Source organism: Kitasatospora sp. MBT63 (genome assembly GCF_000710465.2).
In the GTDB taxonomy this organism is placed as follows: domain Bacteria; phylum Actinomycetota; class Actinomycetes; order Streptomycetales; family Streptomycetaceae; genus Kitasatospora.
The window spans coordinates 1-11,696 of sequence record NZ_JAIZ01000315.1 but is presented as its reverse complement, the minus strand read 5'-3'; the positions used below and the strand labels follow the sequence as shown (position 1 = coordinate 11,696).

11 protein-coding genes are annotated in these 11,696 nt (G+C 74.2%); 4 read left to right on the top strand and 7 right to left on the bottom strand.

The genetic code is table 11. The features are described 5' to 3' along the window. The coding region (locus AA75_RS19395; RefSeq protein WP_033821375.1) for a carbohydrate kinase at positions 1–837 on the top strand (837 nt) is incomplete at its 5' end. Between the two features lie 106 nt (positions 838–943). Here AA75_RS19395 and AA75_RS19390 read toward each other — a convergent pair. Beyond that, a complete protein-coding gene (locus tag AA75_RS19390; protein ID WP_033821374.1) occupies positions 944–1,510 on the bottom strand; it encodes a DJ-1/PfpI family protein in 567 nt (188 codons plus the stop codon). 243 nt (positions 1,511–1,753) lie between these two features. Then, a complete protein-coding gene (locus AA75_RS19385; RefSeq protein ID WP_033821373.1) occupies positions 1,754–2,755 on the bottom strand; it encodes a PHP domain-containing protein in 1,002 nt (333 codons plus the stop codon). Between the two features lie 156 nt (positions 2,756–2,911). On the opposite strand from AA75_RS19385, the gene AA75_RS19380 reads away from it, so the two are divergent. Continuing rightward, positions 2,912–3,829 carry a diiron oxygenase gene (locus AA75_RS19380; protein WP_033821372.1) on the top strand — a complete coding sequence of 306 codons (918 nt, stop codon included), beginning with the start codon at positions 2,912–2,914 and terminating at the stop codon, positions 3,827–3,829. Between the two features lie 311 nt (positions 3,830–4,140). Next, positions 4,141–5,694, top strand: coding sequence for an MFS transporter (locus AA75_RS19375; protein ID WP_233289096.1), 1,554 nt, complete (start codon positions 4,141–4,143; stop codon positions 5,692–5,694). A gap of 137 nt (positions 5,695–5,831) precedes the next feature. Here AA75_RS19375 and purB read toward each other — a convergent pair whose 3' ends face one another. The 5 genes from purB to AA75_RS19350 form a co-directional block, all read right to left on the bottom strand. After that, entirely contained in the window at positions 5,832–7,262 is a 1,431-nt protein-coding gene (gene purB, locus AA75_RS19370; protein WP_033821371.1) for an adenylosuccinate lyase, read from the bottom strand. Positions 7,263–7,366: 104 nt separating this feature from the next. Next, complete coding sequence (locus AA75_RS19365) at positions 7,367–8,350, bottom strand: DUF2797 domain-containing protein (RefSeq protein WP_051812790.1); 984 nt, start codon at positions 8,348–8,350, stop codon at positions 7,367–7,369. A 47-nt stretch (positions 8,351–8,397) separates the two neighbouring features. Then, a complete protein-coding gene (locus AA75_RS19360) occupies positions 8,398–8,838 on the bottom strand; it encodes a MarR family winged helix-turn-helix transcriptional regulator (protein ID WP_033821370.1) in 441 nt (146 codons plus the stop codon). 134 nt (positions 8,839–8,972) lie between these two features. Next, a complete protein-coding gene (locus AA75_RS19355; RefSeq protein ID WP_082526655.1) occupies positions 8,973–9,419 on the bottom strand; it encodes a DUF3037 domain-containing protein in 447 nt (148 codons plus the stop codon). Beyond that, positions 9,416–10,171, bottom strand: a complete 756-nt coding sequence (locus tag AA75_RS19350; protein ID WP_033821369.1) for a HipA family kinase — start codon at positions 10,169–10,171, stop codon at positions 9,416–9,418. The genes AA75_RS19355 and AA75_RS19350 overlap by 4 nt, the downstream gene beginning before the upstream one ends. A 125-nt stretch (positions 10,172–10,296) precedes the next feature. On the opposite strand from AA75_RS19350, the gene AA75_RS19345 reads away from it, so the two are divergent. Further along, positions 10,297–11,655 (top strand): NAD(P)/FAD-dependent oxidoreductase, encoded by a 1,359-nt coding sequence (locus tag AA75_RS19345; protein WP_033821368.1) that lies wholly within the window; start codon positions 10,297–10,299, stop codon positions 11,653–11,655. The last annotated feature ends 41 nt before the right edge of the window (positions 11,656–11,696 follow it).

Below are 11,696 nucleotides of genomic sequence, written 5' to 3'. Positions count from 1 at the left end.
GGGCCGGCCAACACGGCGGTCGCGCTGGCCCGGCTCGGTACCCCCACCCGGTTCCTGGGACGGCTGTCCGGCGACGTCTTCGGCCGCCTGTTCCGGGCCCACCTGGCGGACTCCGGGGTGGACCTGGACGGCTGCGTGGCCGCCCCCGAGCCCAGCACGCTGGCCGTCGCGGACCTGGACGGCGAGGGCCGCGCGAGCTACTCCTTCCACGCCGAGGGCGCGGCCGACTGGCAGTGGACCGCGGCCGAACTCGACGCCGAACCGGCCGGCGACCCCGCCTGCGTGCACAGCGGTTCGCTCGCCCTGGTCCGCGCGCCCGGCGGGCCGGTGGTCGAGGAGTTCCTGGCCCGCGCGTCGGCCCGCGCCACTATCTCGGTGGACCCCAACGTCCGGCCGCTGCTGGTGCCCGCGGCCGCCTACCGGGAGCGGCTGGCCCGCTGGTGCGAGCTCGCCGACCTGCTGCGGCTCAGCGACGACGACCTGGCCCACCTGCTCCCGGGGGTCCCCGCCGAGGAGGCCTGCGACCGCTGGCACTCCGCGGGCGTACGGCTGGTGGTCGTCACCCTGGGCGCGGCCGGGGCACTGCTCTCGCTGGACGGCGAGCGGGTACGGCTGCCCGCGGAGCCGGTCACCGTGGCGGACACCGTCGGCGCGGGCGACGCCTTCACCGCCGGCCTGCTCCACCACCTCGGCGGTCAGGGGCTGCTCGGCGGCCGCCTGGACCGGCTCGACCTCGACCGGGCCACCGAGGCCTGCCGCTTCGCCGCCAGGGTGGCGGCCCTCACCTGCGCGGTGCCCGGCGCCAACCCGCCGCGGGCCGCGCTGCTGGCACCCTGAGCACCCATGCGCGCCCGGCTCCCGCACCCGGTCACGGGCCGGACGCGGGCGCCGCACCTGCACGGACGGCCGCCCCGCCACCGGAGGCGCGGTGGCCGTCCGCGGCTCACTCGACCGGCGCCTTCTCCCGCAGCACCTCGACGAACGCCTTCATCCAACCCGGGTGGTCCGGCCAGGCCCGGCCGGAGACCAGCACGCCGTCCACCACGGCCTCGCCGTCCACGAAACCCGCGCCACCCGCCACCACGTCCGGCTCCAGCGCCGGGTACGCGGCCGTGCGGCGGCCCGCCAGCACCCCGCCGACCAGCGGGATCAACGGCCCGTGGCAGAGCTGGGCGACCGGCTTGTCGAGTTCGAAGAAGTGCCGGACGATCCGCTGCACCTCGGGGTCGTTGCGCAGGTACTCCGGGGCGCGCCCGCCGGGCAGCACCAGCGCCACATAGTCGGCCGGATCGACCTCGGCGACCGCGAGGTCGGCCTGCCAGGTGTAGCCGGGCTTCTCGGTGTAGGTGTCGAAGCCCTCCACGAAGTCGTGCACCACGAACTGCAGCCGCTTGCGGCTCGGCGCCGCGATGTGGACCTCGTACCCTTCCTCGCGCAGCCGCTGGTACGGGTAGAAGACCTCCAACGACTCCGCCGCGTCACCGGTCACAATGAGGATCTTGGCTGCCATACCCGGGGTTCCGCCCTTCGTCCGCCGTACAGGTCGATCGCATCGGTCGATCGCACCGGTCGATCGCGCAGGCCGATCACACCGGTCGATCGTGCAGGAGCCGGCCCGTTGCGGGGACCGACCGCGACACACACTGCCCGTCGGCAGCCCGTCCGGCAACGAGGCGCACGGCGCAGAGCACCGGCGCACCCGGCCCGCCCCGTGCGCCCCCGGCAGCCCGGGGCCGCCGCCGCGTCCGCCGGGTCAGGCCGTCCGCCCGGCCGTCCACTCGAGCAGCCGCTCCACCGGCCAGGTGGTGACGATCCGTCCGGCGTCGAGACCGGCGGCGGCCGCCCGGGCGCAGCCGTACGCCTGCCAGTCCAGCTGGCCCGGCGCGTGGGCGTCGGTGTCGATCGAGAACAGGCAGCCCGCGGCCTCGGCCACCGCGATCAGCCGGGCGGGCGGATCGCGGCGCTCGGGGCGGCAGTTGATCTCGACGGCGGTGCCGGCCGCGGCACAGGCGGCGAAGACGGCCTCGGCGTCGAAGACGGACTCCGGACGGGTCTTCCCCGCGATCAGGCGGCCGGTGCAGTGGCCGAGGACGTCGACCCGCGGATTGCCGACCGCGGCCAGCAACCGCCGGGTCATCGCGCCGGAGTCCATCCGGAGCTTGGAGTGGACGGAGGCGACCACCAGGTCGAGCTGGGCGAGCAGGTCCTCCTCCTGGTCCAGCGAACCGTCGTCGAGGATGTCGCACTCGATGCCGCTGAGCAGCCGGAACGGCGCGAGTTCGGCGTTGACCGCGGCCACCACCTCCAACTGCTGCCGCAGCCGGTCGGGGCTGAGGCCGCGGGCCACCTTGAGGCGGGGCGAGTGGTCGGTCAGCACCGCCCACTCGTGGCCGAGGTCGCGGGCGGTGCGGGCCATCAGTTCGATCGGGCTGCCGCCGTCCGACCAGTCGGAGTGCAGGTGGCAGTCGCCGCGCTGGGCCGCCAGAAGGTCCTCGCCGCCTTCCGCGAGCGGACCGGCCCGCTGCTCGAGCTCCGCCAGGTAGTCGGGGACCCGGCCGGCGGCCGCCTCCGCGATCACCTGCGCAGTCACCGGGCCGATGCCGGGCACCTGGGCCGCGCGGGTGGCGTCCAGCGGTCCCGGCGGCAGGGCGACGGCGGCCTCGGCCGCGGTGCGGAAGGCCTGCACCCGGTACGGGGAGGCCAGCTCCCGTTCGAGCAGGAAGGCGATCCGTTCGAGTGCGGTGACCGGGTCCATACCGCCAAGTCTGGCCCGGCGTCACCGGCCGCCGCGCGGCGAGGGATTCGCCACCGAACCCTTGTTGACACCGTGTATAACTGCTTGACTCCTCCCGGGGGCCGTACGCGGGACCGTCGGCCCCGACCCTGCCACCCGCCCCTCACGGGAGCCCCCATGCGCGAAGCCACCACCGCCGCCCGGCCGCAGGACCGCGAGCAGAACGCCGAACGGCTGCTGCGCGCCTCCGCCAAGCACTCCTACGACCCGCTCACCGAGATCGACTGGGACGCGCCCCTCGACCCGGCGCACTTCGCCGTCCCCCCGCACCGGGTCTCGCTGTACGGCACCCCGCTGTGGCACTCGCTCGACCCGCAGCAGCAGGCCCGGCTCAGCGTCGACCAGTTCGCCAGCACCACGGCGGCCGGCATCTGGTTCGAACTGGTCCTGATGGAGGGACTGGTCCGGCACGTCTACGAGAGCGACCTGACCACCCGGCACGCCCAGTACGCGCTCACCGAGGTCGCCGACGAGTGCCGGCACTCCACCATGTTCGCCCGGTACATCAGCACCACCGGCTACCCCTCCGCCCGGCCCAGCCGCCGGGCGCAGCGGCTCGGGCAGCTGCACTTCCTGGCCAACGACACCGCGATGACCTTCGCCGGGGCGATATTCGTCGAGGAGTTCACCGACGCGATGCAGCGGGAGATGATCCGGGACGAGTCCCTGCAGCCGCTGGCCCGCTCGGTGGCCCGGATCCACGTGATCGAGGAGGCCCGGCACATCGGCTACGCCAAGCCGGAGCTGGAACGGCGCTGGGCCCGGATGAGCACGGCGCGCCGGGCGGTGTTCCGGCGGGCGCTGGCGGTGCTGGCCAACCAGGCGGTGGAAGAGATCATCCACCCGCGGGTGTACGCCCGGGCGGGTCTGGACCCGGTGGCCGCACAGCGGGCCGCCCACCTCAACCCGTACTGGCGCGACACCCGGGTGGAGTGGGCGCGCAAGGCGGTCGGCTTCTTCACCGAGCTGGGGATCATCGACCGCGGCGTCGAACCGATGTGGCGCCGGGCCGCGCTGCTGGCCCCACGGCGCTGAGCCCGGCGGCGGGCCGCCCTCGGTGAGGAACCACGGCAGCAGCGGCACCGGCGCACCGAAGTCGAACAGCACCAGCAGCAGCGAGCTGACCGCCGTCCTGTACCTGTGCCGGCTCGGTGCCTGCGTGCATTGGTGCCCGCGTGTCTTGGTGCCCGCGTGGTCAGGCCAGGCCGGGGCCGGTGATCGGTGGCGGATCACCGCGCTGCGGCGGGGTGCGCGCCCGTCGGACGGTCCGGGAGGGCGCACCCGGGATCGCCGCGGATTCCTCCGTTCGGGGTGCGCGGGCCCCGCCGGGGGCGGACGATCGGGACGTGGACGACGTGGATCCGGCCTCCCAGCACGCCGCGGGGCCGGACGATGTGGGCGGCATCCGGCTCGGCACGCCCCGGGGGCGGTGGGTGATCCTGGCCACCGTGCTCGGTTCGGGCATGGCGATGCTCGACGGCACCGTGGTCAACGTCGCGCTCCCGAGGATCGGCGCCGACCTCGGCGCCTCCCTAGCGGCCCTGCAGTGGACGGTCAACGCCTACATGCTCACGCTGGCTGCGCTGATCCTGCTCGGCGGCTCGCTCGGTGACCGGTACGGGCGGCGGCGGGTGTTCCTGATCGGGGTGTGCTGGTTCGCCGCCGCCTCGGCCCTGTGCGCGGCCGCGCCCACCATCGGGGTACTGATCTTCGCCCGCGCGCTGCAGGGTGTCGGCGGTGCGCTGCTGACCCCCGGGTCGCTGGCCATGCTCCAGGCGGTGTTCCACCCGGACGACCGGGCCGGTGCGGTGGGTGCCTGGTCGGGGCTGGGCGGGGTCGCGGCGGCCGTGGGACCCTTCCTCGGCGGCTGGCTGGTGGACGGCCCGGGCTGGCGGTGGATCTTCCTCCTGAACGTCCCGCTGGCGGCGGCCGTGGTCCTCGTGACCGCCCGCCACGTCCCGGAGACCCGGGACCCGGCGGACGAGGGCCGGTTCGACGTCCGCGGCGCGGTGCTGGCCGCTCTCGCCCTGGCCGGTGTGACCTACGCGCTCACCGAGGGCGGCAAGGGCCTCTCGCTGATCGCCGGGGTGGCCGGTGTGCTGTTCGGGATCGCCTTCGTCGTGGCGGAGCGGCGGTCCGCCAACCCGATGCTCCCGCTGGGGCTGTTCGCCTCGCGCCTGTTCACCTCGGTCAACCTGGTCACCCTGTGCGTGTACGCCGCCTTCAGCGGCATCTTCCTGCTGCTCACCGTGCAGTTGCAGACGGTGTCCGGGTTCAGCCCGCTGGCCGCCGGGGTGGCGTTGATCCCGATCACGGTGCTGATGCTGGCGCTCTCCAGCCGGGCCGGACGCCTGAGCAAGGCGATCGGGCCGCGCCTGCCGCTCTTCCTCGGCCCGATGATCTGTTCGGCCGGGGTGCTGCTGATGCTGCGGATCGGCCCGGGCGCCTCGTACTGGACCGACGTCCTGCCCGCCGTGACGGTCCTGGGCGCGGGGATGACGCTGGTGGTCGCGCCGCTGACGGCCACCGTCCTGGCGGCGGTCGACGTGCAGCGGGCGGGCATCGCCAGCGGGGTGAACAACGCCGCGGCCCGGGCCGCCGGACTGTTCGCCGTCGCGGCGCTGCCCGCACTCTCCGGGCTGAGCGGCGAGGCGTACCAGGTGCCCTCCGAGGTGAACGACGCGTTCCACACCGCCATGCTGATCTGCGCCGGGCTGCTCGCGGCGGGCGGGCTATTGGCCCTGGCGACCGTACCCAACGATGCGCTGGAGCCCGACCGACCGGTCGCCGAACCCGACTGCGACTGGTACTGCGGGCCGACGACCCCGCCCATCGGGCCCGGACGCCGGAGCCCGGCGGGCCGGGCCGGCGTCAAGCCGGACGGCCCCGCTCGGACGTGAGCGGGGCCGTCGGGGTGGACGTCCGTCCGACGCGCGGCGTCGGACATCAGCCGTCAGCCGTCAGCCGTCAGATGTCGGACATCGGATGTCAGGCATCAGCCGACAATCAACAGTCGACGACTGACAGCTGACAGATTTCAGAGAATGTCACCCGGTGCGTACTTGGCAGCCGCCGGGTAGGCGTCCGCGACCGCCTGGACCCGCCGCACCACCTCGGCCACCTGCGCCCCCGCCGCACCGGTGAAGGACAGCCGGTCGGCCAGCAGCGCATCGAGTCCGGCCCGGTCCAGCGGGATCCGGTCGTCCGCCGCGAGCTTGTCGAGCAGCGCGTTCTCCCGGGCGCCCTCGCGCATCGCGAGCGCCGAGGCCACCGCGTGCTCCTTGATCACCTCGTGCGCGGTCTCCCGCCCGACACCGGCCCGCACCGCGCCCATCAGCACCTTGGTGGTGGCGAGGAACGGCAGGTAGCGGTCCAGCTCGGCCTCGATCACGGCGGGGAAGGCGCCGAACTCGTCGAGCACGGTCAGGAAGGTCTCCAGCAGGCCGTCGAAGGCGAAGAACGCGTCCGGCAGCGCGACCCGGCGGACCACGGAGCAGGAGACGTCGCCCTCGTTCCACTGGTCGCCGCCGAGCTCGGCGGTCATCGACGCGTAGCCGCGCAGGATCACCGCGAGGCCGTTGACGCGCTCGCAGGAGCGGGTGTTCATCTTGTGCGGCATCGCCGAGGAGCCGACCTGGCCGGCCTTGAAGCCCTCGGTGACCAGCTCGTGGCCAGCCATCAGCCGGATGGTCTTGGCCAGGCTGGACGGCGCGGCGGCGAGCTGGACGAGCGCGGTGACGACCTCGAAGTCCAGCGACCGCGGGTAGACCTGGCCGACGCTGGTGAGGACGTTGGCGAAGCCGAGGTGGCCGGCCACCCGGCTCTCCAGCTCGGCGAGCTTGTCGGCGTCGCCGCCGAGCAGGTCGAGCATGTCCTGGGCGGTGCCGACCGGGCCCTTGATCCCGCGCAGCGGGTAGCGGGCGATCAGCTCCTCGAGCCGGTTGAAGGCGACCAGCAGCTCGTCGGCGACGGTCGCGAAGCGCTTGCCGAGGGTGGTGGCCTGGGCGGCCACATTGTGCGAGCGGCCCGCCATGACCAGCTCGGCGTGCTCGGCGGAGAGCCGGCCCAGCCGGACCAGGACGGCCACCGTACGGTCGCGGACGTGCTCCAGCGACTGCCGGATCTGCAGCTGCTCGACGTTCTCGGTGAGGTCCCGCGAGGTCATGCCCTTGTGGATCTGCTCGTGCCCGGCGAGCTCGCTGAACTCCTCGATCCGGGCCTTCACGTCGTGCCGGGTGACCCGCTCACGGGCGGCGATCGACTCCAGGTCGACCTGGTCGACGACCCGCTCGTAGTCCGCGACGGCGGTGGCCGGGACCTCGATGCCGAGATCCTGCTGGGCCTTCAGGACGGCGAGCCACAGATGGCGCTCGAGGACCACCTTGTGCTCGGGGGACCACAGCTGGGCCAGGGTCGCCGAAGCGTACCGGGAGGCCAGGACATTGGGGATCTGGGGCTTCGCGCTCACGCTTCGCAAGCCTAACAGTCGAGGTCACGACAGCCGACGGCGGTACACGCGGGCCCGTCCCCCGGCGCGCCCGCCGGGCCGCCGCGGCACGGCTCCGGCACGGCTCAGAACAGCGCGTCCTGGGCGTCCGGCCCGGCCGGCCGGACGCAGCTGCGCAGGTCGAGTCCCGCGCACCGCCGGACGCCCCCGGCCGCCAGGCCCCATCCGGCCAGCAGCCGGGTGTCCAGCAGCAGCGGCCCGCCGCCCCCGGCAGGAACGGCGGCGGCGCCGGGTTCGGGGCCGGGACCGGGTTCGGGACCGGGTTCGGGACCGGGTTCGGGACCGGGGTCCCCGTCAGGGTCGAGGAACAGGTGGCCGCCGATGGCCGGGCGCAGTGTCCCCGCGAGGGTGGCGCCGGGGCTCAGTGCGGTGATCTTCCGGTACGCCGGGGGCACGCCGTCGGCCAGGCCGAACAGCGCGGTGTGGTCGGTGACGGGCTGGTCGGGCAGCAGGTCGATCTCGTGGCCCGCCAGCAGCCGGAGCACCTCGCGGCGGCCGTCGGTCAGCTCGCGCCGCCGGTCGGCGATCTCGGCCAGTCCCCACCAGGCGGCGGACTTGACCTCGCTCCTGACCCGTTCCCGGGCCAGGCCGGCCTGTGCGACGGTGAGTTCGGCCCGGCGGACGGCCGGGAGCCGGCCGCGCCCGACGAAGGTGAAGACGGGGGCGGCCTGGTCGAGCAGCCGGGCGGTGCCCCGGTGTTCCCCGGTCAGGCCGATCTTGAGCAGGCCGGGGCCGAACCAGGCCAGGTACAGGCGGTAGGTGCGGCCGTCGTCGAGGATCTGGTCGCGGGCGAGCGCCAGGCCCGGGTCGAGCCGCTGGCAGGTCCCGCACTGGCTGCTGCGGCCCTCGGCGGGGATCAGTTCACCGTACGGGCAGCGCCGGTGCTGCCGCCCGGTGCGCACCCCGGTGCAGCGGCGCGGTCCCGTGACCGTCCAGCCGATCCGCATGCCGCCGACGAGTTCGCGGGCGTGCTCGCGCCGCCAGTCGGTCGCGGCCAGCCGCGGGACGCCGTCGTGCCAGCCGAGGCCGGTCACCGTCCAGCCGCTCACCGTGCCCCTCCCCCTACCTGTTCCCGTTCGGCCTCCGGACCGATCGCTCAGCGGGCGGTGAGCAGCGGGAGGACCTGGCGGCAGAGCTGGTCGAGTGAGGTCCGCTGGTCGTCGTCGAGGCTGTCGAAGGCCTCGTGGGCGCGGGTCATGTCGTCGCGGATCCGGTCGAGGATGGCGCGGCCCTCGGCGGTGATCGCGACGATCTTGACCCGGCGGTCACCGGCCGCGGTCTCGCGGTGGGCGAGGCCGAGCGCCTCCAGCCGGTCCACGATGCCGGTCACGTTGGAGGCGTCACAGCCGAGCCGGCCGGCCAGTGCCCGCATCGGCACCGGCTCCAGGACCGCCTTGAGCGCCTTGGCCTGCGAGGGGTTCAGGCCGTGCCGGCCCGCGGCCAGGGCGAAGTCCTGGAAGTAGGCCGTGCCGACGGCCGCCACCGCGTCCATCAGGTCGACGGTGGAAGGTGCCGGGGTGGTCGCTGTGGTGCCCATGTCGGCCAGGTTACGCCGAGATGGTTCACCAGCTCCAGCTTTGACCCCGGCAAGTGCCTGCGGAACGTCTCCGACCCGGCCCCCCGACCCCGACCCCGACCCGGCCGGAGCACCGTCGGCCGGCGCACCGTCGGTCAGAGCACCATCAGCCCGAAGAGGTGCCGCAGCTCCGCCTCCGGGTCGGCGGTCAGCCCGGTGTGCACCGGCCCGGGCTGGAGTACGGCGCTGCGCGGCGCGGTCAGCCAGCGGAAGCGGCGGCCGGGGCTGTCGCCGGCCGCGGGCCCGGCGGCCGGTCCGCCCTCGCAGACCGCCTCGACCCCGCGCAGGGCGCGCCGGACCCCGGCGACGTCCGCGACCGGGTCGATCGCCAGCAGCCGTCCCTGGTCGAGGTGGGTGCGGGCGCCGAGGTACTCGGTCCGCCGGCAGTACAGCAGGACGCCGACGTTGACGAACTCACCGCGCTCGACCCTGGGGACCGCGCGCAGCACGGCGTACTCGTAGTCGTGCCGGACCTCGGCCTGCGGGCCGTCGGGCTCGCCCTGCCCCGCCGGATCCAGCAGGTACCTCTGGTCGCCGTTCATGCCGCCATCTCCGGAAGCCAGTCCCGCGGGGCCGCCAGGCGGGCCGTGAGCTGCGCGATGTAGGCCTCGCGTACGGCCTGCGGGCCGTCGAAGCCCGCCTCGTCGGTCAGCCACTCGTCCGGGATCGCCGCGACGGCCGCGGGCAGCGCCTCGGCGGCGGCCGGGCCGAGTTCGGCGTCGGCGGCCTTCAGGTCGGGTGCCGCGCCCAGCAGGGCGTGGTCCGAGGCGTCGTACGGCCGGCCGATCCAGTTGGCGGCGCCCGCCCAGTGGTGGTGGAAGATCAGGCTCGCGCCGTGGTCGATGAGCCGCAGGCCGCCCGCGGCGACCAGCAGGTTGGGGTTGCGCCAGGAGCGGTCGACGTTGCCGATCAGCGCGTCGAACCAGAGCACCCGGCCCGCCAGTCCGGCGTCGACGTCGAAGCAGAGCGGGTCGAAGTTGAGCGCGCCGCTGACGAAGGCCATGCCGAGGTTGACGCCGCCGCTGGCGCGGATCTGCTCCTGGATCTGCTGTTCGGGCTCGCTGCGGGCGATTACCGGGTCGAGGTCGATCCGGACCAGTTCGGGGACCGGCAGTCCGAGCCCGCGGGCCAGTTCGCCGGCCAGCACCTCGGCCACCAGCGCCTTGCGGCCCTGGGCGGCGCCGGCCCACTTGAGCACGTACAGCCGCCGGTCGTCGGCCTCGACCAGGCCCGGCATCGAACCGCCTTCGCGCAGGGGCGTCACGTACCGGATCGCCGTCACCTCGGGGAGCATCGGGCCAGCCTACCGACCGTCCGAGGGCCCCCGCGCGCGTCTGCGGTGGCAACGGCAGAGGGTCGGTGAGAGGGTGGCGGACAACTGTCCTGGTTCGGCACAAAACGGCACACAAGGGATGGACGATGGAGCGACCTCGGATCCTGATCGTCGGCGGCGGCTTCGCCGGCCTGGAGTGCGCACGCCGCCTGGAACGCAAGCTCTCCCCCTCGGAGGCGGAGATCTCGCTGGTCGCCCCGTTCAGCTACCAGCTCTACCTGCCGCTGCTGCCGCACGTCGCGGCGGGCGTGCTGACCCCGCAGTCGGTCGCGGTCTCGCTGCGCCGCTCCCTGCACCGCACCCACATCGTCCCGGGCGGCGCGATCGGGGTCGACCCGCGCTCCAAGGTCTGCGTGGTCCGCAAGATCACCGACGAGGTCACCGCCGAGCGGTACGACTACCTGGTGCTCGCCCCCGGCAGTGTCACCCGCACCTTCGACATCCCCGGTCTGCCGGACTACGCGCGCGGGATGAAGACGCTCGCCGAGGCGACGTACGTGCGCGACCACGTGATCGCCCAGCTCGACCTGGCCTCCGCCACCCGCGACGAGCGCGAGCGCGAGTCCCGGCTGCAGTTCGTGGTGGTCGGCGGCGGCTACGCGGGCACCGAGACGGCGGCCTGCCTCCAGCGGCTGACCACCGCCGCCTCCAGGCGCTACCCGCGGCTGGACCCCCGGCTGATCAAGTGGCACCTGATCGACATCGCCCCCAAGCTGATGCCCGAACTCGGCGACAAGCTCGGCGTCACCGCGCTGCAGATCCTGCGCGAGCGCGGCATCGAGGTGTCGCTGGGCGTCTCGGTGGCCGAGGTCGGCGCGGAGACGGTGAAGTTCACCGACGGCCGGGTGCTGCCCTGCCGGACCCTGATCTGGACCGCCGGGGTGGCCGCCAGTCCGCTGATCGGCACGCTGGACGCGGAGACCGTGCGCGGCCGGGTCGCGGTGACGGCGGAGATGCGGGTGCCGCAGTTCGAGGGCGTCTTCGCGCTCGGCGACGCGGCGGCCGTCCCGGACCTCGCCAACGGCGACGGCGCGGTCTGCCCGCCCACCGCCCAGCACTCCGCCCGCCAGGGCCGGGCCTGCGCCGACAACCTGGTGGCCGCGCTGCGCGGCGAGCCGCTGGAGCCGTACTACCACAAGGATCTCGGGCTGGTCGTGGACCTCGGCGGCAAGGACGCCGTCTCCAAGCCGCTCGGCATCGAACTGCACGGCCTGCCGGCCCAGTTGGTGGCCCGCGGCTACCACCTGATGGCGATGCGAACCAACGCGGCCAAGTTCCGGGTCGGCGCCAACTGGCTGCTGAACGCGACCGCCGGCGACGACTTCGTCCGCACCGGTTTCCTGGCCCGCCAGCCCGCCCGGCTGCGCGACTTCGAGTACACCGACGCCTATCTGACCAAGGACCAGGTACGCGCCCACGCCCAGGCGCTGCTGGCCAAGGGCTAGCTGTATTGACCCGCAGGGTTGTTGACACGGCTGATCGGTGG